This window comes from Bordetella petrii, from assembly GCF_017356245.1.
Lineage (GTDB): Bacteria > Pseudomonadota > Gammaproteobacteria > Burkholderiales > Burkholderiaceae_B > Bordetella_A > Bordetella_A petrii_D.
In genome coordinates this window covers 2,984,872-3,009,231 of sequence record NZ_JAFMZZ010000001.1, presented here as the reverse complement: position 1 = coordinate 3,009,231, position 24,360 = coordinate 2,984,872, and the positions used below count along the sequence as shown (strand labels likewise).

General features: G+C 67.8%; 23 protein-coding genes and 3 tRNA genes. 14 read left to right on the top strand and 12 right to left on the bottom strand.

Annotation, left to right across the window (positions count from 1 at the left end; genetic code table 11):
* The first annotated feature begins 11 nt into the window (after window positions 1-11).
* Both mnmA and J2P76_RS14505 read left to right on the top strand, forming a co-directional pair.
* Window positions 12-1,142, top strand: a complete 1,131-nt coding sequence (gene mnmA / locus J2P76_RS14510; protein ID WP_207408397.1) for a tRNA 2-thiouridine(34) synthase MnmA — start codon at window positions 12-14, stop codon at window positions 1,140-1,142.
* Between the two features lie 54 nt (window positions 1,143-1,196).
* Window positions 1,197-2,015: a TSUP family transporter gene (locus J2P76_RS14505; protein ID WP_207408396.1), complete on the top strand. Its 819-nt coding sequence runs from the start codon at window positions 1,197-1,199 to the stop codon at window positions 2,013-2,015.
* A gap of 19 nt (window positions 2,016-2,034) precedes the next feature.
* On the opposite strand, the gene J2P76_RS14500 is transcribed toward J2P76_RS14505, so the two are convergent.
* Complete coding sequence (locus J2P76_RS14500; protein ID WP_207408395.1) at window positions 2,035-2,646, bottom strand: glutathione S-transferase; 612 nt, start codon at window positions 2,644-2,646, stop codon at window positions 2,035-2,037.
* A 163-nt stretch (window positions 2,647-2,809) separates the two neighbouring features.
* Between J2P76_RS14500 and purB the strand changes: the two genes are divergently transcribed.
* Window positions 2,810-4,186 (top strand): adenylosuccinate lyase, encoded by a 1,377-nt coding sequence (purB, locus tag J2P76_RS14495; RefSeq protein ID WP_207408394.1) that lies wholly within the window; start codon window positions 2,810-2,812, stop codon window positions 4,184-4,186.
* Between the two features lie 50 nt (window positions 4,187-4,236).
* Window positions 4,237-4,695, top strand: coding sequence for a c-type cytochrome (locus J2P76_RS14490; protein WP_207408393.1), 459 nt, complete (start codon window positions 4,237-4,239; stop codon window positions 4,693-4,695).
* 73 nt (window positions 4,696-4,768) lie between these two features.
* Here the strand turns inward: J2P76_RS14490 and J2P76_RS14485 are convergent, their stop codons facing one another.
* From J2P76_RS14485 to J2P76_RS14475, 3 genes are all read right to left on the bottom strand, one after another.
* Window positions 4,769-5,461, bottom strand: coding sequence for a cytochrome b/b6 domain-containing protein (locus J2P76_RS14485; RefSeq protein WP_207408392.1), 693 nt, complete (start codon window positions 5,459-5,461; stop codon window positions 4,769-4,771).
* An 84-nt stretch (window positions 5,462-5,545) separates the two neighbouring features.
* Window positions 5,546-5,842: a hypothetical protein gene (locus J2P76_RS14480; protein WP_207408391.1), complete on the bottom strand. Its 297-nt coding sequence runs from the start codon at window positions 5,840-5,842 to the stop codon at window positions 5,546-5,548.
* Window positions 5,843-6,227: 385 nt separating this feature from the next.
* Window positions 6,228-6,599, bottom strand: a complete 372-nt coding sequence (locus J2P76_RS14475) for a hypothetical protein (protein ID WP_207408390.1) — start codon at window positions 6,597-6,599, stop codon at window positions 6,228-6,230.
* Window positions 6,600-6,787: 188 nt separating this feature from the next.
* Between J2P76_RS14475 and J2P76_RS14470 the strand changes: the two genes are divergently transcribed.
* The 3 genes from J2P76_RS14470 to J2P76_RS14460 all read left to right on the top strand — a co-directional run bounded on the left by J2P76_RS14470 (window position 6,788) and on the right by J2P76_RS14460 (window position 9,138).
* On the top strand, window positions 6,788-7,480 hold the full coding sequence (locus J2P76_RS14470) for a DUF3053 domain-containing protein (protein ID WP_207408389.1): 693 nt from the start codon (window positions 6,788-6,790) through the stop codon (window positions 7,478-7,480).
* A gap of 67 nt (window positions 7,481-7,547) precedes the next feature.
* A complete protein-coding gene (locus J2P76_RS14465; RefSeq protein WP_207408388.1) occupies window positions 7,548-8,630 on the top strand; it encodes an AI-2E family transporter in 1,083 nt (360 codons plus the stop codon).
* 148 nt (window positions 8,631-8,778) lie between these two features.
* On the top strand, window positions 8,779-9,138 hold the full coding sequence (locus tag J2P76_RS14460; protein WP_207408387.1) for a hypothetical protein: 360 nt from the start codon (window positions 8,779-8,781) through the stop codon (window positions 9,136-9,138).
* Window positions 9,139-9,206: 68 nt separating this feature from the next.
* On the opposite strand, the gene J2P76_RS14455 is transcribed toward J2P76_RS14460, so the two are convergent.
* From J2P76_RS14455 to egtD, 3 genes are all read right to left on the bottom strand, one after another.
* Window positions 9,207-9,283: transfer RNA gene (locus J2P76_RS14455), tRNA-Met, on the bottom strand.
* Between the two features lie 122 nt (window positions 9,284-9,405).
* Window positions 9,406-10,707: an ergothioneine biosynthesis protein EgtB gene (egtB, locus tag J2P76_RS14450; RefSeq protein WP_207409212.1), complete on the bottom strand. Its 1,302-nt coding sequence runs from the start codon at window positions 10,705-10,707 to the stop codon at window positions 9,406-9,408.
* A gap of 35 nt (window positions 10,708-10,742) precedes the next feature.
* The gene (gene egtD, locus J2P76_RS14445) at window positions 10,743-11,720 is read right to left on the bottom strand and encodes an L-histidine N(alpha)-methyltransferase (protein ID WP_207408386.1); all 978 of its coding nucleotides are present in this window, start codon (window positions 11,718-11,720) and stop codon (window positions 10,743-10,745) included.
* A gap of 243 nt (window positions 11,721-11,963) precedes the next feature.
* Here egtD and J2P76_RS14440 point away from each other — a divergent pair, with 243 nt between their 5' ends.
* Window positions 11,964-12,548: a hypothetical protein gene (locus J2P76_RS14440; protein ID WP_207408385.1), complete on the top strand. Its 585-nt coding sequence runs from the start codon at window positions 11,964-11,966 to the stop codon at window positions 12,546-12,548.
* Between the two features lie 15 nt (window positions 12,549-12,563).
* A complete protein-coding gene (gene cls / locus J2P76_RS14435; protein WP_207408384.1) occupies window positions 12,564-13,946 on the top strand; it encodes a cardiolipin synthase in 1,383 nt (460 codons plus the stop codon).
* A gap of 15 nt (window positions 13,947-13,961) precedes the next feature.
* On the opposite strand, the gene J2P76_RS14430 is transcribed toward cls, so the two are convergent.
* Genes J2P76_RS14430 through J2P76_RS14420 form a run of 3 tightly spaced genes read right to left on the bottom strand, consistent with a single transcriptional unit; the run spans window position 13,962 to window position 17,921 of the window.
* Window positions 13,962-15,623, bottom strand: a complete 1,662-nt coding sequence (locus tag J2P76_RS14430; RefSeq protein WP_207408383.1) for an FMN-binding glutamate synthase family protein — start codon at window positions 15,621-15,623, stop codon at window positions 13,962-13,964.
* Window positions 15,624-15,681: 58 nt separating this feature from the next.
* Window positions 15,682-16,971, bottom strand: a complete 1,290-nt coding sequence (locus tag J2P76_RS14425; protein ID WP_207408382.1) for an arsenic transporter — start codon at window positions 16,969-16,971, stop codon at window positions 15,682-15,684.
* Between the two features lie 11 nt (window positions 16,972-16,982).
* Window positions 16,983-17,921: an AEC family transporter gene (locus tag J2P76_RS14420; RefSeq protein WP_207408381.1), complete on the bottom strand. Its 939-nt coding sequence runs from the start codon at window positions 17,919-17,921 to the stop codon at window positions 16,983-16,985.
* A gap of 129 nt (window positions 17,922-18,050) precedes the next feature.
* Here J2P76_RS14420 and J2P76_RS14415 point away from each other — a divergent pair, with 129 nt between their 5' ends.
* Window positions 18,051-18,491: a GNAT family N-acetyltransferase gene (locus J2P76_RS14415; protein ID WP_207408380.1), complete on the top strand. Its 441-nt coding sequence runs from the start codon at window positions 18,051-18,053 to the stop codon at window positions 18,489-18,491.
* A 109-nt stretch (window positions 18,492-18,600) separates the two neighbouring features.
* Here J2P76_RS14415 and J2P76_RS14410 read toward each other — a convergent pair.
* Window positions 18,601-18,685 (bottom strand) — tRNA-Leu (locus J2P76_RS14410).
* 57 nt (window positions 18,686-18,742) lie between these two features.
* On the opposite strand from J2P76_RS14410, the gene J2P76_RS14405 reads away from it, so the two are divergent.
* Window positions 18,743-19,429 carry a tRNA-uridine aminocarboxypropyltransferase gene (locus tag J2P76_RS14405; RefSeq protein ID WP_207408379.1) on the top strand — a complete coding sequence of 229 codons (687 nt, stop codon included), beginning with the start codon at window positions 18,743-18,745 and terminating at the stop codon, window positions 19,427-19,429.
* Window positions 19,430-19,485: 56 nt separating this feature from the next.
* Here J2P76_RS14405 and J2P76_RS14400 read toward each other — a convergent pair.
* Window positions 19,486-19,570, bottom strand: a tRNA-Leu gene (locus tag J2P76_RS14400).
* Window positions 19,571-19,712: 142 nt separating this feature from the next.
* On the opposite strand from J2P76_RS14400, the gene rnr reads away from it, so the two are divergent.
* The 3 genes from rnr (at window position 19,713) to J2P76_RS14385 (ending at window position 24,355) form a co-directional block, all read left to right on the top strand.
* Complete coding sequence (gene rnr / locus J2P76_RS14395; RefSeq protein ID WP_207408378.1) at window positions 19,713-22,181, top strand: ribonuclease R; 2,469 nt, start codon at window positions 19,713-19,715, stop codon at window positions 22,179-22,181.
* A gap of 147 nt (window positions 22,182-22,328) precedes the next feature.
* The gene (gene rlmB / locus J2P76_RS14390) at window positions 22,329-23,066 is read left to right on the top strand and encodes a 23S rRNA (guanosine(2251)-2'-O)-methyltransferase RlmB (protein ID WP_207408377.1); all 738 of its coding nucleotides are present in this window, start codon (window positions 22,329-22,331) and stop codon (window positions 23,064-23,066) included.
* 47 nt (window positions 23,067-23,113) lie between these two features.
* Window positions 23,114-24,355 (top strand): cystathionine gamma-synthase family protein, encoded by a 1,242-nt coding sequence (locus J2P76_RS14385; RefSeq protein ID WP_207408376.1) that lies wholly within the window; start codon window positions 23,114-23,116, stop codon window positions 24,353-24,355.
* Window positions 24,356-24,360: the final 5 nt, after the last annotated feature.

Sequence of the window (24,360 nt, the reverse complement as noted above, 5' to 3'; positions counted from 1 at the left end):
ATATCGCCATCATGTCTCTTGCATCGTTCAGCTCATCTTCCGGCAAAGGCCGCCGCGTGGTGGTCGGCATGTCCGGCGGCGTCGACTCGTCTGTCACGGCATGGTTGCTGAAGCAGCAGGGCTACGAGGTCATCGGCCTGTTCATGAAGAACTGGGAAGACGACGACGATTCCGAATACTGCTCCACCCGCCAGGACCTGCTCGATGCCGCCAGCGTGGCCGACCTGGTGGGCGTGGACTTCGAATACGTCAATTTCGCCGCCGAATACAAAGACCGGGTCTTCGCCGAGTTCCTGCGCGAATATTCCGCCGGCCGCACGCCTAATCCCGACGTGCTGTGCAACGCCGAAATCAAGTTCAAGGCGTTTCTCGACCACGCCATGACCCTGGGCGCCGAACACATCGCCACCGGCCACTATGCGCGGGTGCGCGCCATCGCCGGGCCGCATGGGCGCGAATACCAGCTGCTCAAGGCGCTGGACGCCACCAAAGACCAGAGCTACTTCCTGCATCGCCTGAACCAGGCGCAGCTGTCGCGCACCTTGTTCCCGCTGGGCGAAATCCACAAGACCGAGGTGCGGCGCATCGCCCACGACATCGGCCTGCACAATGCCGCCAAGAAAGACTCCACCGGCATCTGCTTCATCGGCGAACGGCCGTTTCGCGAATTCCTGAACCGCTACCTGCCGACCGAGCCGGGCGACATCCTGACGCCGCAGGGCCAGAAGGTGGGGCGGCACCATGGCCTGTCGTTCTACACCCTGGGCCAGCGCAAGGGCCTGGGCGTGGGCGGGGTCAAGGGCAGCCAGCGCGACGACGGCACCGCCGATGCCTGGTACGTGGCGCGCAAAGACCTGCAGCGCAACATTCTTTATGTCGTGCAGGGCCACGACCACCCCTGGCTGCTGTCGGGCCGCCTGCAGGCGCTGGACGCCAGCTGGGTGGCCGGCCGCGCGCCGCAGGCGGGCGGCTACGGCGCCAAGACCCGCTACCGGCAGGCCGACGCGGCCTGCGCGCTCGAGTCGGCCGGCCAGGGCGCCTTCGAATTGTCGTTCAGCCAGTCCCAGTGGGCCGTCACGCCCGGCCAGTCGGCCGTGCTGTATGACGGCGACGTCTGCCTGGGCGGCGGCATCATCGCCTGAGCGCCGCCCGCTGGGGGCGGCGCCAGGTTTCGTGTTCATGATTAGGAGGTCGAAGTGGATGTAGCGATGTTGGTTTGCCTGCTGGCGCTGGGCGCGGTGGTCGGGTTCGCGGCGGGGCTGCTGGGCATCGGCGGCGGGATGCTGCTGGTGCCGTTCCTGACCATGCTGTTCACCTGGCAGGGCATGCCACAGGATCTGATCGTGCACGCCGCCATCGCCACCTCGATGACGTCCATCCTGTTCACGTCCATTTCCAGTGTGCGCGCCCACCAGCGCAAGGGCACCATCCAGTGGAAGATCGTGTTCGCCATGGCGCCCGGCATCATCCTCGGAGGGCTGTTCTCGGGCGGCGCCGTGTTCGCGGCGCTCAGCACCGCATGGCTGTCGCTGTTCTTCGCGCTGTTTGTGGGCTATTCGGCTTGGAGCATGCTGCGCAACAAAAAGCCCAAGCCCTCGCGCCAGATGCCGGGTATTGTCGGCACCACGGCGGCAGGGGCCGGCATCGGCTTCCTGTCCGGCCTGGTCGGCGCCGGCGGCGGCTTCCTGTCGGTGCCCTTCATGGTGTGGTGCAACGTGGCGCTGCACTCCGCCGTCTCGACATCGGCGGCGCTGGGCTTTCCCATCGCGCTGGCCAACAGCATCGGCTATGTCGTGTCGGGCCTGAACGAAAACACCAGCCAGCCGGGCATGCTGGGCTACATCTATTGGCCGGCGCTGCTGGCCCTGGTGGCCACCAGCGTGCTCACGGCACCGGCCGGCGCGCGCATGGCGCACCGCCTGCCGGTGGGTACGTTGAAACGGGTGTTCGCGGGCCTGCTGTTCGCCCTGGCGGCGTACATGCTGATGAAGGCCTGGCAGGCCTTCGGCGCCTGATCCGGGGGTTGCCGGCCGCTCAGGCGGCCGGCGGGGCGCTGTCGATGAAAGACTGCCGGGCCGACAGCTTTTCGTAGTGGCGCGCCAGGTTGGCATGGGCGGCGCGCCAGTCCAGCGAGGCGAACCGCAGGTCCAGGTAGCCCAGCGCGCAGCCCACGGCGATGTCGGCCAGGCTGTAGTTCACGCCCATGCAGTGGGCCTGTTCGCCCAGGCTGGTGTTCATGGCTTCCAGGCCTGCCTGTATCTTGCTGTGCTGGCGTTCGATCCAGTCGGCGCTGCGCTGGGCCTCGGGGCGCTGGTTTTCTTTGACGATGACGACGCAGGCGTCGAGCACGCCGTCGGCGATGGCTTCCCAGCATTTGACCGCCGCGCGTTCGCGGCCCGGCTGCGGGATCAGGCGGGCTACCGGCGACAGGGTATCCAGGTATTCGACAATGACGCGCGAATCGAACAGCGCGCCGCCGTCTTCCATGACCAGGCAGGGTACCTTGCCCAGCGGGTTGTAGGCCTGGATCCGGGTTTCGGGGGACCAGACGTTTTCGAGTTCGAGCTGGTAGTCCAGCTTCTTCTCGGCCATGACGACCCGCACTTTGCGGACATAGGGACTGGTAAGCGAGCCGATCAGTTTCATGGAGGCCACAAGCGAAGTCGGAAAGCGGCCGCAGTATAGCAGGAGGGATAGCGTCAAAAATGCGAAGTTCCCATTGCGCAACGCTTTTTGCGGCATTGTTACATTGGCGCGGGTGATAAAATCGGCACCCGCCATTCGACTACTTTCCTTTTCTTTCCCCGCCATGCAGATTGCCGACCAGATCAGCCACCTCAACGCTCTGTCCCCGCTGGACGGCCGCTACGCGACGCGGGGCGACGCGCTGCGCGGGCTGTTGTCCGAAGCCGGCTTCATGGCGCACCGGGTCGAGGTCGAAGTGGCATGGCTGGTGGCGCTGTCCGATGCCGGGCTGCCCGAGCTGCCCAGCTTCAGCGCGGCGGCCCGCGCCCGCCTGGCGCAGCTGGTGCGCGACTTCTCCGAAGCCGACGCGGCCCGCATCAAGGACATCGAGCGCACCACCAACCACGATGTCAAGGCAGTGGAATACTGGCTGAAAGAGCAGGTGGCCGGCGATGCCGAACTGGCCCGCGCGGCCGAGTTCATCCACTTTGCCTGCACCTCCGAAGACATCAACAACACCTCGCATGCGCTGATGCTCAGCCGCGCCCGCGCCGAGGTCGTCGTGCCGCGCCTGCGCCAGATCGCCGACATGCTGGCCGGCATGGCGCGCCAGTATGCCGACCAGCCCATGCTGTCGCGCACCCATGGCCAGCCGGCCAGCCCCACCACCCTGGGCAAGGAATTCGCCAACGTGGCGGCGCGCCTGCAGCGCGCCATCGCCGCCATCGAGGCGGTCGAGCCGCTGGCCAAGCTCAACGGCGCCACCGGCAACTACAACGCCCACCTGTCGGCCTATCCCGAGATCGACTGGCCGGCCTTCAGCGCCGGCGTGCTGGGCGGCCTGGGCCTGACCCAGAACCGCCATACCATCCAGATCGAGCCGCACGACTGGATGGCCGCGCTGTTCGACGCCGTGGCGCGCGCCAACGTCATCGTGCTGGACCTGGACCGCGACATCTGGGGCTACGTGGCGCTGGGTTACTTCAAGCAGCGCCTGAAAGAAGGCGAAGTGGGCTCGTCCACCATGCCGCACAAGGTCAACCCCATCGACTTCGAAAACTCCGAAGGCAATCTGGGCCTGGCCAATGCCGTGCTGCACCATCTGTCCGAAAAGCTGCCGGTGTCGCGCTGGCAGCGCGACCTGACCGACTCCACCGTGCTGCGCAACCTGGGCGTGGGCCTGGGCTACAGCCTGGTGGCCTGGGATTCGTGCCTGCGCGGCCTGGGCAAGCTGGAAGTCAATACCGCCGCCATCGATGCCGACATCGACGCCTGCTGGGAAGTGCTGGCCGAGCCGGTGCAGACCGTCATGCGCCGCTACGGCCTGCCGCAGCCGTACGAGCAGCTCAAGGCCCTGACGCGCGGCAAGGGCATCACCGAAGCCGCGCTGCGCGAGTTCGTCAGCGGCCTCGAGCTTCCCGATGAGCCCAAGGCGCGTCTGCTGGCCCTGACCCCGCGCGCCTACGTCGGGCTGGCTGCCGGTCTGGCCCGGGCGGTATAGTCGGCAGTGCCGGCCCGGCCGGCATCGTCGCACCTACCGGGAGATCGTCCATGAAGCAAGTCCCCCTGCTGGCCGCCGCGGCCTGTTTCAGCATCATGTCGCTGTGGTCCACGCCCGCGCTGTCGCAATTCGCCAAGCCGGCCGACGCCATCAAGTACCGGCAGTCGGCCCTGACCCTGATGGGGTCGCACTTCGGCCGCATGCAGCCCGTCGTGAAGGGGCAGGCGCCGTATGACGCGGCCCGGATCAAGGCCAATGTCCGGATCCTGAACGTGCTGGCCGGATTGCCGTGGGCCGCGTTCGGCCCGGGCACCGAAGGGGGCGAGGCGCGGCCCGAGGTCTGGAGCGACGCCGCGGGCTTCCGGCAAAAGCAGGAGCGCCTGAAAGAAAACCTGGCCAAGCTGACGGCCGCCGCCGATTCGGGCGACCTGAACACGCTGCGCGCGGCCTTTGGCGACGTGGGCGCAAGCTGCAAGGCCTGCCACGATTCATACCGCAAGAAAAAATAGGCCCGCGCGGCCTGTGGCAGCAACAAAAAAACCCGGCAAGCCGGGTTTTTTTGTACGTGGCATGCGCCGCGCGCTACGAAAAAGAAAAATCGGCCACGATTTCCAGCGAGCGGATCCACAGCACCAGCGCCGCCGCCGCGCCGGCCAACAGCGCGGCGCGCAGCCAGACGGCCGGGCCGTCTTGGGCGGGCGGGGTGCCGGCAGGAAGATCCTGCGGCAGGGCGTCGCCGGTGATCATGGGCCGCACCAGGCGCTTGCGCCGCACGGCGGCATACCAGAACACCGCCAGCAGGTGCAGCGCGACCAGGCCGATGATGAGCCACTCGTTTGTGTGATGCCAGCGGCCGAACCACTCGGCCAGCGATTCGTCCACGCGCGCATACAACGGGCCCTGCGTCATGATGTCGTCGCTGGTGAACAGGCCGCTGGCCGCCTGGAAGCCCAGCACGGCCAGCATGGCGATGACGGACAGCGCGCCCAGCGGATTGTGCCCGGCCGGCGCCGCCGCGCCCTGCAGGTAGCGCCTGATGGCGCCGGGGCCGCGCACGAAGGTGGCGAACCGCGCGTAGCGCGGCCCGGCCAGGCCCCATGCCAGGCGGAAGACGACCAGCCCGAGCGTGGCCAGGCCGAAGCGCACGTGCCAGTCCATATACAGCCCGCCCAGCTTGACGCTGATGTAGGCGCCAATGACGCAGGCGGCCAGGGCCCAGTGGCACAGGCGGGTGGGAAGGTCCCAGATACGTATGGACGAGCGTGTGTGCTGCATGGGTGAACGGGCGCGGCGCAGGGGGGTGAGGCCGACTGTAGCATGGCGCCTGGCGGCGCCATGCAGCCAGCCGCGCCCTGGTCTTCAGGCTGCCGGGGCGGCGTTGCGGCGCAGCGGTTCGATGCGGTGCACGTGCTCGTGGCGGAAGCGGATGCGCACGCCGGGGCCGCCGGACTGGCCGCATGGACGGACCACGTCGGTGGTGTAGGTGACCGTGCCGTTGATCGGCGCGTTGTAGATCACCGTGGCGCGGATGTCCGGGCCGCTGGCCGGCTTCAGGTGCACGACGTCGCCCACATGGATGGGGGTGTGGTCGAGCTTGCTGTGCGCGCGGCGGGGCAGGAGTTGCGCAGCCGTGATAGGGTGGATGGATCGATTCATGGTGTTCCTCTGTTTCGAGTTCTGGTTATGGAATAGCGGCACCCGCTACGCGCAGGTGCGTCGATGGGCGCTGCCAGTCGGGATCTGGCGAGCGCGCGCGGCGACAGGGCGCAGGCGGGTGCATCAGGCCCGTGTGGGGCCTGCTTGCTGCTGGCCGGCGTCAGGGCCGGGCCGGGGTGGGGTTCAAGGCCGGAAGGCTGCCTGCGGGTTGTTCGCGCAGGCCGGTGCGACTGGGCGGCCGGAAACGGAAAGTGGCAAAGCCACGAACGGCAGAACGGCTGGCTGACTTGGGATGGTTTTGCGCCGGCGCGTTTGCTGTTTTACTGCTTAACCTTGAATTCTACGAATAAATCATTGTTTTGTCAAGGCTTTTGGCGAACGAGGGTCAATGCCGGGTGGCCGCCTGCTGGTGGGCCAGGCGTTGCGCTTCGATGATCTGGTCTTCCAGTTCGGGCGACATTTCCAGCGCCACCTGCGGGGCGGCACCCTGGCCGGCCTCGAGCCTGAGCCGGATGCGCTGCCCGGCAAACGCCGCCGGCGCGGCCTGGATGTCGATGTAGCGCTGTACCAGGGCGTCCACGGCCTGCTGGGCGCATTCCAGGGCGGCGGCATCGAGCGGCCCGTGGGCCAGTTGCTCGTTCACGGTGCGGGCCAGGTCCGAGGTGAAGAACAGGAATGCCGTCGAGCCCCGGCAGTCGGGGTGCGTGTAGCCCCAGGGCTCTTGCGGGGCGGTGAAGGAGGCATCGGATGTGGTCATGGCGGGCAACGCGGTGCAAAAGAGAGAATGAGGCAATTGTAGGGCAGGGGTCGCCGCCGGCCCGCGGGGCCGTGTCACATATCGATTCCGAGGCAACAAATCCTCTAAGCGCTGTATGGGCGGCTGCAGTTGGGTTAATGTTCGATCCGGCCGGCGGCCCGGCGCCGGCCGCCGCAAATGGGGGAAGCATGCGCATAGCGTTTCGTTTCATATGGCTGCTGGCCGCCAGCCTGGCGTTGGCCGGCTGCGTCAACAAAGAGCCGGAGCAGCGCGCCGCGTTCATGGCCTGGCTGCAGGCCAAGGTCGCCGATGCGCCGGGCACGGCCGTGCCGGCGCTGGACGAAGCCCAGCGCGACGCCTTCGGCGATTATGTCGAGCATTACCAGGTGCTGGCCGATTTCAATGCGGTGGCCGCGTCGGTGGTCGAGCGCCTGGCAAACGCGCTGGAAGACGAAGAGCTGCATACGCTGGCGCAATTGCAGGCGCGCCAGGATGCCTTGCTGTCCGACCGGCAGGCGTTGTCCGAGGCGCGCGCCGACCTGGGCAAGGCGCTGGAACAGGCGCGCACCGAACGCGCCGCGCTGGAGCAGCCGGCCGACCTGCAGGCCGTCTACGCGCAGGCTTACCAGCGCGCGGTGACCCGTAGCGCGGCCCGCCTGGATCCCTTGCTGGCGGTGGCCTCCGCGGCGCTCGACGATGCCGTGCGGGTGGCCGAGTTCGTGGCCCGCCACCGCGAACAGATCGTCATCGATGCCGACTCGGCATCGGTGCGCGACCCATCCATACAACAAGAGCTGAACCGCCTGCTCGATGCGCTCAACGGCCATGCCGAGGCGGTCAGCCAGGCGCAGCGCAGCCTGCGGGCCCTGGCGCCGGCCTGATGCGCGCCGTCACGCCGGATTTGTACAATTGCGCCTCACGCGGCAACCGCCGCGCATGGGATCAAATATGAACGGCTCTAGCCTGCATAACCGCTTTTTCCTGTTGTTGCTGGTGCTCGTCTCCATCGCTTTCGGCTGGGTGCTGTGGCCTTTCTATGGCGCGGTGTTCTGGGGGGCGATCCTGGCGATCATTTTCGCGCCGGTGCATCGCCGCATCGCCGCCAAGCTGGGCAAGCGGCGCAATCTGGCCGCGCTGGCCACGCTGCTGCTGGTGCTGCTGGTGGTGATCGTGCCTGTCACGTTCATCACGGGCTCGCTGGTCCAGGAAGGCGCCAATCTTTACCAGCGCGTCAAGTCGGGCAATCTGAACTTCGGCGTTTATTTCCAGCAGGTGATCGACGCGCTGCCGGCATCGCTGCACAGCCTGCTGACGCGCTTCGGCATGGCCGACATCACCAGCCTGCAAGACAAGCTCACCGCGGGCGCGATGCAGGGCAGCCAGTACCTGGCCACCCAGGCGTTCAATATCGGGCAGGACACATTCCAGTTCCTGATCAGTTTCGGCATCATGCTGTACCTGCTGTTTTTCCTGCTGCGCGACGGGTCGCTGCTGTCGGCGCGCCTGCGCGCCGCGATCCCCCTCAGCGGCGGCCGCAAGACGCACCTGCTGCGCAAGTTCACCACCGTGATCCGCGCCACCGTCAAGGGCAACATCGCGGTGGCCGCGGCGCAGGGCGCGCTGGGCGGCGTGATTTTCTACGTTCTGGGCATCCAGGGGCCGGTGCTGTGGGGGGTGGTGATGGCCTTCCTGTCGCTGCTGCCCGCCATCGGCGCGGGCCTGATCTGGGTGCCGGTGGCCGTGTACTTCCTGGTTACCGGCGCCATATGGCAGGGCGTGGCGCTGATCCTGTACGGCGTGCTGGTGATCGGCATGGTCGACAACGTGCTGCGCCCGCTGCTGGTCGGCAAGGACACCAAGCTGCCCGATTATGTGGTGCTGATCTCCACGCTGGGTGGCATGGCGCTGTTCGGCCTGAACGGTTTCGTGATCGGGCCGTTGATCGCGGCGCTGTTCATTGCCTGCTGGGACCTCTTCACCTCTGATTTTGCCGAGGTTGCCGATCGCGACGACCCGCCCGCCCAGCCCTGATTCCGGGAGCGATTCTTGCAACGGATGTAGTGAATTATGGATTTTGTAACGGCCGGGTAATCCTCTTCAAAGATTGCAAAGGCGGCGCGGGCTTGCCATATTTTTGCTCTACCCTGAAACCGTAGTGCTTCATCAGGGAGATCAAATCATGGATACGTTTTCTGCTTTTGCTTCCAAGGTGAGCTATTCCATCCGGCCGCGCGTGCATGAGGTCGGCTTCGGCGAGTTTCGCGGCTGCGTCGATGTAATAGGGCGCGAGGGCGCGCACACCTTCAGCTTTGCCCGGTTCTGCGACATGGTGCGTTCCGGCCGCGATCGCGCCGAGCTCGACGCGCTGCGCCTGGCGCAGGAATTGCGCGCCACCGAATGCCGCCACGGCAAGAGCTGGATCCTGCCGGGGCAGGTCAGCGTGCGGTGCGAACCGGCGTTGGTCGAGGACGTGCCCAGCAGCCTGCTGCGGCCCATCAGGGGCGGCCAGTCGCGGCGGCACCTGCGCGTGGCGGCTTGAGCTGGCGGCCAAAAGCCAAAACCAAAAACAAAGGGCGCCCATGTGGCATGGGCGCCCTGCAGAAATCTTGGTGGCGCATCCCTGATTCGAACAGGGGACCTGCGGATTATGATTCCGTCGCTCTAACCGGCTGAGCTAATGCGCCAAGCAATGTGTGCACAAACAAACTGCAATGCACACTGATGCTGCCTGGCCCAGGTAACAAAGTAACGCGTGCCTGGGCAAGAACGAAATTCTAGCATGACCTTTTATTTCGGCGCAAACCTGTCAGGCGTCGCGCGCCAGGCGGATGCCCGAGAACTGCCAGCGCGCCTCGGGCGGGAAGAAGTTGCGGTAAGTGGCCCGGATGTGATCGGCCGGGGTGGCGCACGAGCCGCCGCGCAGCACGTACTGGTTGCACATGAATTTGCCGTTGTATTCGCCCACGGCGCCGGCGGGCGGCGCGTAGCCCGGATAGGCGTCGTAGGCGCTGCTGGTCCATTCCCATACATCGCCATACAGTTGCACCGGCCCGCCGGCGGGCGGGCACTGGGCCGCGGCGCGGGGGTGCAGGTGGCCGTGGTCGAGCAGGTTGGCATGCCCCGGCGCCTGGCTGGCGCGGGCCGCGTGTTCCCACTCGGCTTCGCGCGGCAGCCGCACGCGGGCCCAGCGGGCGTAGGCATCGGCCTCGTAATAGCTGACGTGGGCGACCGGCGCGTGGGGGTCCAGCGGCTGCATGCCGTGCAGCGTGAAGATCCGCCAGTCGTCTTTCCGGCCTTCCCAGTACAGCGGGGCGCGCCATTGCTCGGCGCAGACCCGGTCCCATCCGAGCGACAGCCATAGTTCGGGGCGCCGGTAGCCGCCGTCACGCATGAATTCCAGATATTCGCCCTGAGTCACCAGGCGATTGGCCAGGTGGAACGGGCGCAGCAGCACGTCGTGCGCCGGCCCTTCGTTGTCGAAGGCGAACCCGGGCGGCTGGTGGCCGATGCGCACGCAGCCGCCTGGATAGCGGCTCCAGCCCGCCGGGGTGGCCGCGGGCAGTCCGCCCTGCCGCGCCGGCGCGTAGGCGGGCTTGAGCGGGTTCAGCGACAGGGCATGCTTGATGTCGGTCAGGATGAGTTCCTGGTGCTGCTGCTCATGGTGCAGGCCCAGTTCGACCAACTGCTCGAAGTCGGGGCCGGCGTCTTCGGGGCGGGCCAGCAGGCCGGCCATGGCAGTGTCGACCGCGTCGCGGTAGCGCAGCACGTCGGCCAGCGGCGGGCGCGACAGCATGCCGCGCTGCGGGCGCGGATGGCGGTCGCCGATGGCGTTGTAGTACGAATTGAACAGCATCCGGTATTGCGGATGGAACGGCGGATGCCCGGGCAGGAAGCGCGCCAGGATGAAGGTTTCGAAAAACCAGGTCGTATGGGCCAGGTGCCATTTGACCGGGCTGCAGTCGGGCATGGACTGGATCTGGCAGTCTTCGGGGCTGAGCGGCTCGGCCAGCGCGCGGGTCTGGCCGCGCACGCGTTCATAGCGCTGCGCCAGGCCGGCGGCGGCATCGCGCGGCGGGGCAGAGTGGGTCAGCAGGCAGGCGGGAGCCATGGCGGTGTCGGAGAGCATGGGTGGGATGGCGCGGTTCAGGCCCGCGCGCTGAAAACAGAAAACCAGTCGCGTGCGTCCGACCAGTGCTCGATGCGGGTGTAGCCGGCCCGCGCAAGCAGATCGCGAAAGCCGTCCACCGTGTACTTGTACGAGTTTTCCGTGTGGATGCGTTCGCCGCTGCCGAAGCGCCGCTGCGCGCCCGGCCAGCCGACGCTGACATCGCCCAGCGCCTGCAGGTACATCTGCATGCGCGAGTGGGGCTCGTCGTAGTGGGCCACGTGGCTCCAGTCGTGCACGTTGAAATCGCTGCCCAGCAGGTGGTTGACGTGCCGCAGCAGGTTCAGGTTGAACGCGGCGGTCAGGTGCAGCGCGTCGTCGTACGCGGGTTCGAGAATGCGGCGCGGCTTGACGCGGTCGATGCCGACCAGCAGGCCGCCGCCGGCACAGGCGGCGCGTATGCGCGCCAGCATGGCCAGCGCTTCGGCCGGGTCCAGGTTGCCGATGCTGGAACCGGGATAGAAGAACAGCCGCCCGGCGTCCGGAATGGTGTCGGGCAGATCGAGCGCATGATGGAAGTCCTGGCCCAGCGCGATGATCTCGAGCCCCGGATGGGCGTGTTCCAGGCGCTGGACTGCCGCGCGCAGGTAATCCGCCGAGATATCGATGGGCACATAGCGCCGCGGGCGCAGGCTGGCGAACAGGCGTTCTGCCTTGACGCAATCGCCGGCGCCCAGATCGACCAGCGAATCGATCGCGCCTACGTGACGGGCGATGTCGGCGGCGTGGTCGCGCAGGATCTCGGCTTCGCAGCGCGTGGGATAGTACTCGGGCAGTTGCGTGATGGCAGTGAACAGGCTGGAGCCGAGGCGGTCGTACAGGTATTTGGGATCGATGCGCGCCGGGCGGGCGAGCAGGCCGGCCTGCAGTTCCTGGAGGGCCTGCGCGGTATCGTCGGGCGAGGGTTCCAGAAAGGCGGGGGGCGCGGCGGCGAACATGCTGCGGGGCTGGACCATGCGGTTGCTTCCTTGCAGTTGGCGCGACACTTATTGTCACCGGCGATTCCGCCGCGCCGCAAGCCCCACGGGCCGATTGCAATGCTTTTTAACGAAACGCAAGCAGGGCGGGGCGCTGGCGAAAAAGTGTGTCTGGGCGCGGGGCGCCGAAATACCGCATTACTGCTGGTTGCGAAACCACAGGACAGGCCCCGGCCGGGCGAGCAGAATAAAGTCAAGAGTCAATATGCCAAGAGACTGCGTATGTCGTCGATGATCGTTGCACGTTTTGATAGTGTCCCGTCGGCCAAGAGCGCGGCGCATGCGCTGTTTGCCGAAGGTTTCCGCGAAGAGGCGGTCAGCCTGTTCCGGGGCGGGCGCCGCACCGGGCGGGTCCAGTCCTGGGATGAAGACCCGGAGACCCAGGCCGGGCACGCGCGCTACGGCATGGCCTGGCGCGCCGCGGCGCTGGCCGCGGCCGGCGCGCTGCTGGGCACGGTGGCCGCCATTTTCCTGGCCCGCGGCGACATCGCCGTCGTGGGCGGGGCCGTGCTGGGCGCCTGCGCGGGGTCGGCTGCCGGCGCCCTTTGGGCCGGGCGGCGCCTGGTGGCCCTGCGCAATGCCCGCCTGCACAGCCTGCCCGCCGCCGAACAGGCCGTGTTGCTGGCGGTGCACGTCGAGCCCGATGAGGAAGAGGCGGTGATGGCGCTGCTGCGCGACGCGGGCGGCTTCCAGGTCGACCGCGAGCACGGCCGCTGGCGCGGCGGCCGCTGGACGGATCGCGAGCCGGCGCGGCGCGGTGCGCCGCGCCGCACGACCATCTCGCATCGCACCCAGTGGCAGCCCTGAGCCGGGGATGCAGCCATGCCAGCCCGCGATCCGAGACGCGCGGTAAGGTGCCTGGTGTGGCTGGCGCTGATGGCATCGCTGGCGGCTTGCGCCACGGTGCCCGACGCCCAGGAACGCCAGGCGCGTAAAGAACAGGCGGGCCAGTCGGCCGACACCGGCTGGTCCAGCTATCAACAGGGCAGGGACATCGTGAAGCGTGCGGGCACGGCGCGCGAGCAGGACTTCCGGGCCCGCCACCAGGCCATCGAAGCCGCCATCAGCGGCGCGCCGCTGGTGCCGGGCAACGATGTGCGGCTGCTGGCCGACGGGCCGGCCACGTACCGCGCCATGCTGGAATCCATTGGCCAGGCACGGCATTACGTGCACATGGAAACCTATATTTTTGACGATGACGAAGCGGGCCGGCGCTTTGCCGACGCGCTGATCGCCGCGCAGCGCCGCGGCGCTTCAGTCGCCGTCATGATCGACGCGGTGGGCACACTGCAGACGCCCGATACCCTGTTCGACCGCATGCGCGAGGCGGGCGTGCAGGTCGCCGTCTTCAACCCGGTCAATCCGGCCTCGGCGCGCGGCGGATGGTCGCCCAATCAGCGCAACCACCGCAAGCTGCTGGTGGTGGACGGCAAGGTCGGCTATCTGGGCGGCATCAACGTCAGCAGCGTGTACTCATCCGGCTCGCGTCCGGCCAGTTCGGGCCGCGAGGCGCAGCCCTGGCGCGATACCCATATACGCATCGCCGGCCCCGCCGTGGCCGAGCTCGAGCGCGTGATCCTGGCGGGCTGGAAATCGCAGAAAGGGCCGCCGCTGGCGCACGGCGATTTCTTTCCCCGCGCTGTCGAGCAGGGCGACCTGACGGTGCGCATCCTGGCCAACCAGCCGGATCGCAGCGACGGCTACACGGTGTACCTGACGCTGATGTCGGCTTTCGAAAGCGCGCAGAAATCCATCCACATCACCATGGCGTACTTCGTGCCCGACCCGGCCTTTGTCGAAGTGCTGCAGGATGCCGCGCGGCGCGGCGTGGACGTGGTGCTGGTGCTGCCGGGATTCAGCGATTCGTCGCTGGTGTTCCATGCCGGGCGCTCGCACTACGAAAATCTGCTCGAGGCCGGCGTGAAGATATACGAGCGCCGCGATGCGCTGTTGCACGCCAAGACCGCCGTGGTCGACGGGGTGTGGTCCACCGTCGGGTCCAGCAACATGGATTGGCGCAGCTTCGCGCTGAACTATGAAATCAACGCGGTAATTCTGGGCGGCCGGTTCGGCGCCCAGATGGAAGCCCTGTTCGACAGCGACGTGGCCGCGGCCCAGCAGGTTACCCTGCAGGACTGGCACGACCGCGGCGCCGGCAACCGGTTCATGGAGTTTTTCTCGCGCCTGTTCGAGCGCTGGCTGTAGCGCCCGCGCCGGCGTTCAGGGCGTGGTGGCCACCTGTGCGCGATGGATGGCGGCCAGGGCCACGGTGACATCGTGCGCAGGCTGGAACGAGTCGGGCCGCGCCATCGACCAGCCCACCTTGAACAGGGTGTGCCGGAACTCGCCGCGCAGCAATTCGCCTGGTTCCAGTTCTGGGAACAGGGCCGACAGCAGGCGCACTTCGCTGGACGAGATGCGCCGCGCAATGTGATGCGGGCGCAGCTGGCCGGGATGCGTCAGGCCGGCGGCCTGCAGCAGCTCGGCCAGGGCATGCAGCGTGTTGCGATGGAAGTGGGCCACGCGCTGCGCCTTGTCGGGCACCACCAGCGCGCGTTGGCGCAGCGGGTCCTGGGTGGTGACGCCGGTGGGGCACTTGCCGGTATGGCAGGCCTGCGCCTGGATGCAGCCGATCGCGAACATGAAGCCGCGGGCGGCGTTGCACCAGTCGGCGCCCATGGCCATGGCGCGCGCCATGTCGAAGGCCGTGATGATCTTGCCGGATGCGCCCAGCCGGATGCGGTCGCGCAGGTTCACGCCGATCAGGGTGTTATGCACCAGGCGCAGGCCTTCGCGCAGCGGGGTGCCGACGTGGTCGACGAATTCGACCGGCGCGGCGCCGGTGCCGCCTTCGGCGCCGTCGACCACGATGAAGTCGGGCGTGATGCCGGTTTCGAGCATGGCCTTCACGATGGCGAACCATTCCCAGGGGTGGCCCACGCACATCTTGAAGCCCACCGGCTTGCCTTCGGACAGTTTACGCAGGCGCGCCACGAAATGCAGCAGACCGATCGGCGAATCGAACGCGCTGTGGCTGGATGGCGAGTTGCAGTCTTGCCAGGCCGCGACGCCGCGCGCCTCGGCGATTTCGGGCGTCACCTTGGCGCCCGGCAGAATGCCGCCGTGGCCGGGCTTGGCGCCCTGCGACAGCTTGATCTCGATCATTTTCACCTGGGGGGTACAGGCGTTGCGCACAAAGGCGGCTTCGGAAAACGCGCCGCTTTCGTCGCGGCAGCCGAAATAGCCCGAGCCGATGTTCCATACCAGCGCGCCGCCGGCCTTGCGGTGGTAGCGGCTGACGCCGCCCTCGCCGGTGTCGTGCGCGAAGTTGCCCTGGCGCGCGCCTTCGTTCAGCGCCATGACGGCATTGGCCGACAGGGCGCCGAAGCTCATGGCCGAAATGTTGAATGCCGACATCGAGTACGGCTGGGTGCATTCGGCGCCGCCGACGGTCACGCGGAAATCGGCATCGGCGACGTGCGCCGGCACCAGCGAATGGTTGATCCATTCGTAGCGGTCGCCGTAGACGTCTTCCTGGGTGCCGAACGGGCGCTTGTCGATTTCGAGCTTGGCGCGCTGGTACACGATGGAGCGCTGCGCGCGCGAGAACGGCGCGGCGTGCGTGTCGTCTTCCAGAAAGTACTGGCGGATCTCGGGGCGGATGAATTCGAACAGGAAACGCAGGTTGCCCAGCACCGGATAATTGCGGCGGATGGCGTGGCGTTCCTGGATCAGGTCGTAGATGCCCAGCAGCGCCAGCAGCGCCAGCGGCACCGCCGCCCATAGCCAGTGGACGGATGCCGTCGCCGCCAGCACGGCAGTAATGGCGGCGCCCAGCAGCACCACGACAAAGGTTGTGTAGCGGCCAACCATCCAGGTCATGCGAGTCTCCCGATTGCGGATGACGGCAACCATACCACTAGATACGGCCTTCTTAGAACTATGGGCAAACGCTCAGCCGCAGCGCCAGCGCCGCCAGGGTGGCCAGCAGCACCGGCAGGGTCAGCACGATGCCGACCCGGAAGTAATAGCCCCAAGTGATGCGCAGGCCCTTGCGCGCCAGCACGTGCAGCCACAGCAGAGTGGCCAGGCTGCCGATGGGCGTGATCTTCGGGCCCAGGTCGGTGCCGATGACGTTGGCGTAGATCATCGCGTCGCGCACGGCGCCGGTTGCGCTGGTGTCGGCGATGGCCAGCGCGCCCACCAGCACGGCCGGCAAGTTGTTCATCACCGAGGCCAGGAAAGCCGTGACCAGGCCCGTTCCCATGGCCGCGCCCCACACGCCATGGCGGGCGAACGCGTCGAACAGGCTGGCCAGGTGAGCCGTCAGGCCGGCGTTGCGCAGCCCGTACACCACCAGGTACATGCCCAGCGAGAACACCACGATATGCCAGGGGGCTTCGCGCATGACCCGGCGCGTGCCCACGATATGCTGGCGGCCCGCCACCAGCAGCAGGGCCAGGGCGCCGGCCGCGGCAATGGCGCTGACCGGGATGCCCAGGGGTTCCAGAACGAAAAAACCCGCCAGCAATAGCGCCAGCACCGCCACGCCGGTGCGGAAGGTGACCGGGTCGCGCACCGCCGAGTGCGGCGTCCGCAATTGCGCCACGTCGTAGCGGGCCGGGATGTGCCTGCGGAAGTACAGGAACAGCACCGCCAGGGTGGCGGCCACGGCGGCGACATTGACGGGCACCATGACCGACGCGTAGCGCCCGAAACCGATGCCGAAAAAGTCGGCCGACACGATATTGACCAGGTTCGATACCACCAGCGGCGTGCTGGCCGTGTCGGCGATGAAGCCGGCCGCCATCACGAAGGCCAGGGTGGCGCCGGGCCCGAACCCCAGCGCCAGCAGCATCTCCATCACGATCGGAGTCAGGATCAGCGCCGCGCCGTCATTGGCGAACAGGGCCGATACGGCGGCGCCCAGCAGCACGATGAGCGCGAACAGCCAGTGGCCGCGGCCGCCGCCCCAGCGGGCCACGTGCAGGGCGGCCCATTCGAAGAAGCCGGCCGCGTCCAGGATGATGCTGGTGATGATGATCGCGATGAACGTGGCGGTGGCGTTCCAGACGATATGCCACACCGCGGCCACGTCGGCCAGGTGCACCGCGCCGGTGGCCAGTGCCACGGCGGCGCCAGCCGTGGCGCTCCAGCCGATGCCCAGGCCGCGGGGCTGCCAGATGACGAGGGTCAGCGTGACGATGAAAATGGTGGCGGGCAGCAGCATGGCGCAAAGGTTCAGGAAAGCCGGGAGCTGATCCAGGCGACCAGCAGGGTAATGGTGGGCACCGAAAGAATGGTCGACAGCAGGATGGCGCGCGAGGTGGCGCGCGCGTCGCGGCCGTACATCTGCGCCAGCATGAAGGGCCCGGTGCCGATGGGCAGGGCCGCCATGAGCACCGCGCACGAGGCCCACAGCGGTGGCATGGGGAAAACCAGGAAAGCCAGCACCGCGGTGGCGGCGGGCTGCAGCAGCAGCTTGCCGGCCACCAGCCGGCCCACGGCGGCGCGGCTGCCGCCGGGCTGGGCCTGGGCCAGGAACAGGCCGATGGTGACCAGGGCGCACGGGCTGGCCGAGGCGCCCAGCAACTCGACGTAGCGGTCCAGGCCGGCCGGCAGCGCCAGGCCGGACCCCGTGCAGGCCAGGCCGAGCAGCGGCGCGATCAGCAGCGGATTGCGGACCAGCGCCCGCGCCACCTTGGCCAGGGTGGCGGCCAGGCTGCGGTCGCGGTGCTGGTCGAATTCGATCAGGGCGATGGCGGCGCCGAACAGCACGCAGGCGGTGAGCAGGGTAGTAATGACCGCCGGCGCCAGGCTGGCCGGGCCGAGCAGGGCCAGGCACAGCGGGATGCCCATGTAGCCGGCGTTGGTGTAAGACGCCGCCAGCCCTTCGATGCTGAGATCGGTGAGGGGCGGGGCGCGGCGCCGCGGCCGCACGCAGGTCGCGGCGAAGGTAATGGCGATGCCGCCGGCGAACGCCGCCACGAATCCCCAGTGCAGCTGGCCGGGGTCGGCATGGGCCATGGCGCGAAACAGCAGCGCCGGCAGCGACAGATACACCACATAGCGATTCAGCGCATCGGTGGCGGCCGGGCCCAGCACGCGCCAGCGGGCCGCCAGCCAGCCGGTCAGGATGAGGGCGAAAACCGGCAGGGCGGCAGTGACAACGGCTTGCATGGCGGGGGGGCGATTTGAAGTGCGCCCATTCTACTGTGCGCCGGCGGGTTCCAGCCGGGCGCTTTGCCTGCGAAAATCCGGGTGTGCCACAGAGGCCGAGCCTTTACCGACCATTGCAGGAGACCCGCCATGCCTACCCCGTCCGCTGTCCGTATTGTCCTGGGAACCTGGGAGCGCCTGCGCGATGATGCCTACGCCGTGCGGCACGAAGTGTTCGTGCTGGAACAGTCGGTGCCGGTCGATATCGAGCTCGACGACGACGACCCGGTGGCCGTGCACGCCGTGGCCTATGGCGGCGACGGCACGCCCGTTGCCACCGGACGGCTGCTGCCCGATGGCCATATCGGGCGCATGGCCGTGCGCAAGGCGGCCCGCGGCAGCGGCGTCGGCGGGCAAGTGCTGGATGCGCTGATCGCGCAGGGGCATGGCGACGGCCACCGCCTGCTGTTGCTGCATGCCCAGACCCATGCCCGCCGCTTTTACGAAGCCCACGGATTCGCGGCGCAAGGTGAAACGTTCGTCGAGGCCGGCATCGAGCACATCGCCATGACGCGCGCGCTGGGCGATTGACGCGCAACCCGGCCGCCGGCTGGGCGGGAAAAGCCAAATAAAAAACCCCGATGCCTTGCGGCAATCGGGGTTTTCGGCGCATCGCGAAGGTAAGTCGCGATGTAGTAATTGGTGCCCAGGAGAGGACTCGAACCTCCACACCTTGCGGCACATGGACCTGAACCATGCGCGTCTACCAATTCCGCCACCTGGGCGCTGTTGTTCGGGCGCGGTGTTGTTTAATCGCGTTTGAACATCAGAGGACGCGCATTATGCACACTTTTCAGGCCGGGCGCAACTCGGGCGGGCGGGCCGCCTGCGCGCGCTGCCGGCGGCCGCTGGCGCACTGCCTGTGCCGGTGGATTCCGTCGCTGGACAGCCGCACCCGCGTGCTGGTGCTGCAGCACCCGGAAGAGGCGCGCCACGCGTTGAATACCGCCCGGCTGGCGGTGCTGGGCCTGCGCAATGCCAGCCTGCACGTGGGGCGGCAGTTCGATGCCGCCTTGTGGCAAGTGGCGGGCTACCAGCCCTGGCTGCTGTTTCCGGGCGAAGGGGCCGAGGTGCTGGCGCCCGCGGGCCCGGCCCACCCGGCGGGGCCGCCGCGGCTGTTGGTGGTGCCGGATGGCACCTGGCGTCATGCGCGCCAGCTGCTCGCGGCGCATCCGGATCTGGCGGCGCTGCCGCGGGCGGCCCTGGCGGGCGGGCCGGAGTCGCGCTACCGGGTGCGCCATGCCGGGCATCCGCAGGCGCTGGCCACCATCGAGGCAGTGGCCGCGGCGCTGGACGCGCTGGAGGCGCCGCGATCGTTCGCCGCGCTGCTCAGGCCTTTTGACGAGCTGGTGGGAGGGCAGATTGCCGCCATGGGGCAGGCGCGCTACGAGCGCGACCATGTGCGGCGCGCCGGCAGCCGGGCCGAGGGCCGCCGCGCCGGGCAAAAAACAAACCCCCGGGAGCCTTGAAGGGCTGCCGGGGGCCGGGCGGCGATTCGGGGGTGCCCCGAACTGCCTGAATTCCGTGGTGCCCAGGAGAGGACTCGAACCTCCACACCTTGCGGCACATGGACCTGAACCATGCGCGTCTACCAATTCCGCCACCTGGGCACTGAGCAAAACCTTGCGGGTTTGTATGATACGCTGCAAACAACCTAGCAACGTGCTACATGCATTACCATACAGGCCTTGCTGCAGTGATCAGCCTTGGGCAGACCACAGAAGCAAAAGATTATATACAGGATTCCCAACTTTGGCAAAACGATCGAGTAAAGATTCCAATAACAATAACAACGGCAGATCAGGATTCGTGTTGCCCGAAACGCCCCCCGACTTCGACCCCGATGTGCCCTCGCGCGAAGCCATTCTGAAGGCGCTGCGGTCGGCCGGGGCGCCGCTGTCGCCGGCCGAGCTGGCCGAGCGCATGGGCGTCGAGCGGCCCGCCACGCTGGTGGGCTTCGAACGCCGCCTGGGCGCCATGGAGCGCGATGGCCAGCTGATGCCCAACCGCAAGGGGGTGCTGCTGCTGGCCACCAAGCTGGACTTCGTGGCGGGCAAGGTGCAGGGCCACCGCGACGGCTTCGGCTTCCTGCTGCGCGACGACGGCGGCCCCGACCTGTTCCTGTCGCCGCGCGAAATGCTCAAGGTGCTGCACGGCGACCGCGTATTGGTCAAGCCTTCGGGCGAATACCGCGGCAAGCCCGAAGGCATGATCGTCGAGGTCATCGAACGGCGCACCAACAAGCTGGTGGGCCGCTTTCTGCACGAGCACGGCCTGTCCATCGTGGTGCCGGAAGACCAGCGCATCAAGCACGACATCCTGATTCCGCCGGGCGACACCAACGGCGCACAGCACGGCCAGGTGGTGGCGGTGCAGATCATGGAACAGCCGACCCGCCACACTCAGCCGCTGGGCCGGGTTTCCGAAGTGCTGGGCGAAATCGACGACCCCGGCATGGAGATCGAGATCGCGGTACGCAAGTTCGACGTGCCGGTCGAGTTTTCCGAGCCCGCCGCCAAGCAGGCCGCGCGCCTGCCCGATGTGGTGCGCAAGGCCGACCTGAAAGACCGCATCGACCTGCGCGACGTGCCGCTCATCACCATCGACGGCGAAGACGCGCGCGACTTCGACGACGCGGTGTACTGCGAGCCGGTGGAACTGGGCAGCGGCCAGCGCAAGCGGCCGGCCTGGCGCCTGCTGGTGGCCATTGCCGACGTCAGCCACTATGTCACGCCCGATGACGCCCTGGACGACGACGCGCTCGAGCGCGGCACCAGCGTGTATTTCCCGCGCCGGGTGATCCCGATGCTGCCCGAATCGCTGTCCAACGGGCTGTGTTCGCTGAACCCGCAGGTCGACCGGCTGGTGCTGGTATGCGACATGGTGATCCCGGCCTCGGGCGCCAAGGCGGGCACCATCACGGCCTATCAGTTCTACAACGCGGTCATGCATTCGCATGCGCGCACGACCTACACCCAGGTCTGGGAAGCCCTGCAGCAGCCGGGCGGGCCGGTGGCGCATGCGCTGGGCGAGGTCATGCCGCACGTGCGCCACTTGCACGAGCTCTACCAACTGCTGGTGCAGCAGCGCAAGAAGCGCGGCGCCATCGATTTCGACACGGTCGAGACCAAGATCGTCTGCAACGAGCTGGGCCGCATCGAGCAGATCGTGGGCGTGGTGCGCAACGACGCGCACAAGCTCATCGAAGAATGCATGCTGGCGGCCAATACCTGCGCGGCCGATTTCATGAGCCGCAGCAAGCATCCCGGCCTGTACCGCATTCACGAAGGCCCCACGCCGGAACGCCTGACTTCGCTGCGCGAATTCCTGCGCACCATGGGCCTGTCGCTGGGCGGCGGCGATGCGCCCACCGCCAAGGACTACGGCGAATTCCTCGACAGTGTGCGCAGCCGGCCCGATTTCCAGCTGCTGCAGACGATGTGCCTGCGCTCGATGCAGCAGGCCATCTACAGCCCGGACAATGTCGGCCATTTCGGCCTGGCGTATCCGGCCTACAGCCATTTCACATCGCCGATCCGGCGCTATCCCGACCTGCTGACGCACCGCGTGATCAAGGCGCTGCTGGCCGGCCGGCGCTATGTGCCGGGCCTGGAAGACCAGCCGATGGTCATCGGCCGCACGCAGCGAGAGCATGAGCACGCCACCTGGGAAAAGCTGGGCCTGCTGTTGTCGGCCAGCGAGCGGCGCGCCGACGAGGCCTCGCGCGATGTCGAGGCCTGGCTGAAGTGCTGGTTCGTCAAAGAGCGGGTGGGCGAGGATTTCAGCGGCACGGTCACCGGCGTGGCCAGCTTCGGCGTGTTTGTTACGCTGGATACGCTGCACGTGGAAGGCCTGGTGCACGTGTCGGAACTGGGCGGCGAGTACTTCCAGTTCAACGAGGCGCTGCACGAACTGCGCGGCGAGCGCACCGGCATGCGCTACCGGCTGACCGACAAGGTGCAGGTGCAGGTGTCGCGCGTCGACCTGGAGGCCCGCCGCATCGAGTTCCGCCTGGTCAAGGGCACCAGTTTCGAGGCGCTGCGCAAGGCCGCCTCGCGCAATCCCGACGAGCCGCGCAAGGTGAAGAAGGCCGCCGCGCCCAAGCCGGCGGCGTTGAAAGGGCAAACCGCCAAACAGCGGCGCGCCCAGGCCAAGAAGGCCGCCAAGCCGGCGGCGCCCGCCAAGAAGCGCGCGCCCGCCAAGAAAGCCGCGCGCCGGTAGCCCCCTCGGGTGTCTGACACCTGCGGAGTCAGACACCTGGAGCGGCGCGGGCGGCGCCGCAGGCGGTAACATGGCGGCTGTGGCCGGCCGGGCGCCCCTGGCGCGCCGGCGGCCGGCCTTTCGTTACCCACAATAAGGTGAATATTCATGGCGTCGGCCCAAGTACTGGCGGGGTTTCACGCGGTGGTGGCGCGTCTGCGGCACGCGCCCGAGTCGATCAAAGACATTTATGTCGAGGCCTCGCGCCGCGACAAGCGCATGCAGACGTTCCTGGAGCAGGCCGAACGGGCCGGGCGGCGCGTGCATCCGGTATCGGTCGAACGGCTGGACGGCCTGGCGCGCGGCACCCGCCACCAGGGCGTGGTGGCGCTGGCCGAAGAGCGCCTGCTGGCGGTCGATGTCGACGAGGTGCTGGACACCATCGAAGGGCCGGCGCTGCTGCTGGTGCTGGACGGGGTGACCGATCCGCACAACCTGGGCGCCTGCCTGCGCACCGCCGACGCCGCCGGCGTGCATGCGGTGGTGGCGCCGCGCGACCGCGCCGTGGGGCTCAACAGCACGGTGCAGCGGGTGGCCTGCGGGGCCGCCGACACGGTGCCCTACATTACCGTCACCAACCTGGCGCGCACGCTGCGCGGCCTGAAAGAGCGGGGCGTCTGGGTAGTGGGCACCGATGACCAGGCCGCCGACCGCCTGCACGCCGTCGATGCGCGCCAGCCGATGGCCTGGGTGATGGGCGCCGAAGGCGAGGGCATGCGCCGCCTGACGCGCGAAACCTGCGACCAGCTGGTCAATATCCCGATGCTGGGCTCGGTTGAAAGCCTGAACGTCAGCGTGGCCAGCGCCGTGTGCCTGTACGAGTCCGTGCGCCAGCGGCAGGAGTAAACTTTTCCGGCTGCGGCGATCGCCGCCCCTCACAAGTCTTCATCATCATGCACCAGAACGGCTTTACCACCACCATTCTTCATTCCGACCGCCTGCAGTCCGTCGAGCATGGCGCCGTGCACAAGCCCATCCATACCTCGTCCGAGTTCGCCTACGCCGACGCGCGCGAGCTGGCGGCGGTGTTCCAGGGCAAGGCCGGCTTTACCTACGGCCGCCAGGGCACGCCCACCACGGCCGCGCTGGAAGCCAAGATCAGCAAAATGGAAGGGGGCGCGGGCACGGTATCGTTCGCCACCGGCATGGCGGCCCTGGCCGCGGTGTTCTCGACCCTGCTGCGCAAGGGCGACCACCTGCTGTCCAGCCAGTACGTATTCGGCAATACCAACAGCCTGCTGGGCACGCTGGCCGAGCTGGGCGTCGAGGTCAGCTACGTCGATCCCACCGACATCGCCCAGGTGCGCGCCGCCCTGCGGCCCAACACCCGCATGGTGTTCACCGAAACCATCGCCAACCCCGGCACCCAGCTGGCCGACCTGGCCGGCATGGGCGAACTGTGCCGCGAGCACAATCTGGTGTATGTCATCGACAACACGCTGACTTCGCCCTGGATGTTCCAGGGGCGCGCGGTGGGCGCCTCGCTGGTGATGAATTCGCTGTCCAAGTACATCAGCGGCCATGGCGACGCGCTGGGCGGTTCCATTACCGACACCGGGCTGTACGACTGGTCGGGCTACGCCAACATCTACGACAGCTACCGCAAGGGGCCGTCCACCGGCTGGGGGCTGCTGCAGATCAAGAAGAAGGGCCTGCGCGACATGGGCGGCACGCTGTCAGCCGATTCGGCGCACCGCATCGCCGTGGGCGCCGAAACCCTGGCGCTGCGCATGGCGGCGCACTGCGGCAACGCTTTGGCGCTGGCGCGCATGCTGGACGCGCATCCAGGCGTGGCCCGCGTGCATTACCCCGGGCTGCCCGGCCACCCTCAGCATGAACGCGCCACCGAACTGTTCGGCGGCCGCTACGGCGGGCTGCTGGGGGTCGAGCTGGCCGAGGGCGTCGATTGTTTCGATTTCCTGAACCACCTGAAAATCGTGCTGATGGCCACGCACCTGGGCGATACGCGCAGCCTGGCGCTGCCGGCGGCGCACACCATCTATTATGAAATGGGCGCCGAGCGCCGTGCTCAGATGGGCATTGCCGACAGCCTGATCCGGGTGTCGGTGGGCATCGAAGACCAGGCCGACCTGCTGCACGACTTCGACCAGGCGCTCAAGGCCTGTCTGGCGTAACCCAC

Excerpts from the sequence above, each read along its gene's own strand:
- mnmA (WP_207408397.1), top strand. The coding sequence starts at position 12 with ATGTCTCTTGCATCGTTCAGCTCATCTTCCGGCAAAGGCCGCCGCGTG.
- J2P76_RS14500 (WP_207408395.1), bottom strand. The coding sequence starts at position 2,646 with ATGAAACTGATCGGCTCGCTTACCAGTCCCTATGTCCGCAAAGTGCGG.
- purB (WP_207408394.1), top strand. The coding sequence starts at position 2,810 with ATGCAGATTGCCGACCAGATCAGCCACCTCAACGCTCTGTCCCCGCTG.
- J2P76_RS14490 (WP_207408393.1), top strand. The coding sequence starts at position 4,237 with ATGAAGCAAGTCCCCCTGCTGGCCGCCGCGGCCTGTTTCAGCATCATG.
- J2P76_RS14485 (WP_207408392.1), bottom strand. The coding sequence starts at position 5,461 with ATGCAGCACACACGCTCGTCCATACGTATCTGGGACCTTCCCACCCGC.
- J2P76_RS14480 (WP_207408391.1), bottom strand. The coding sequence starts at position 5,842 with ATGAATCGATCCATCCACCCTATCACGGCTGCGCAACTCCTGCCCCGC.
- J2P76_RS14475 (WP_207408390.1), bottom strand. The coding sequence starts at position 6,599 with ATGACCACATCCGATGCCTCCTTCACCGCCCCGCAAGAGCCCTGGGGC.
- J2P76_RS14470 (WP_207408389.1), top strand. The coding sequence starts at position 6,788 with ATGCGCATAGCGTTTCGTTTCATATGGCTGCTGGCCGCCAGCCTGGCG.
- J2P76_RS14465 (WP_207408388.1), top strand. The coding sequence starts at position 7,548 with ATGAACGGCTCTAGCCTGCATAACCGCTTTTTCCTGTTGTTGCTGGTG.
- J2P76_RS14460 (WP_207408387.1), top strand. The coding sequence starts at position 8,779 with ATGGATACGTTTTCTGCTTTTGCTTCCAAGGTGAGCTATTCCATCCGG.
- egtB (WP_207409212.1), bottom strand. The coding sequence starts at position 10,707 with ATGGCTCCCGCCTGCCTGCTGACCCACTCTGCCCCGCCGCGCGATGCC.
- egtD (WP_207408386.1), bottom strand. The coding sequence starts at position 11,720 with ATGGTCCAGCCCCGCAGCATGTTCGCCGCCGCGCCCCCCGCCTTTCTG.
- J2P76_RS14440 (WP_207408385.1), top strand. The coding sequence starts at position 11,964 with ATGTCGTCGATGATCGTTGCACGTTTTGATAGTGTCCCGTCGGCCAAG.
- cls (WP_207408384.1), top strand. The coding sequence starts at position 12,564 with ATGCCAGCCCGCGATCCGAGACGCGCGGTAAGGTGCCTGGTGTGGCTG.
- J2P76_RS14430 (WP_207408383.1), bottom strand. The coding sequence starts at position 15,623 with ATGACCTGGATGGTTGGCCGCTACACAACCTTTGTCGTGGTGCTGCTG.
- J2P76_RS14425 (WP_207408382.1), bottom strand. The coding sequence starts at position 16,971 with ATGCTGCTGCCCGCCACCATTTTCATCGTCACGCTGACCCTCGTCATC.
- J2P76_RS14420 (WP_207408381.1), bottom strand. The coding sequence starts at position 17,921 with ATGCAAGCCGTTGTCACTGCCGCCCTGCCGGTTTTCGCCCTCATCCTG.
- J2P76_RS14415 (WP_207408380.1), top strand. The coding sequence starts at position 18,051 with ATGCCTACCCCGTCCGCTGTCCGTATTGTCCTGGGAACCTGGGAGCGC.
- J2P76_RS14405 (WP_207408379.1), top strand. The coding sequence starts at position 18,743 with ATGCACACTTTTCAGGCCGGGCGCAACTCGGGCGGGCGGGCCGCCTGC.
- rlmB (WP_207408377.1), top strand. The coding sequence starts at position 22,329 with ATGGCGTCGGCCCAAGTACTGGCGGGGTTTCACGCGGTGGTGGCGCGT.
- J2P76_RS14385 (WP_207408376.1), top strand. The coding sequence starts at position 23,114 with ATGCACCAGAACGGCTTTACCACCACCATTCTTCATTCCGACCGCCTG.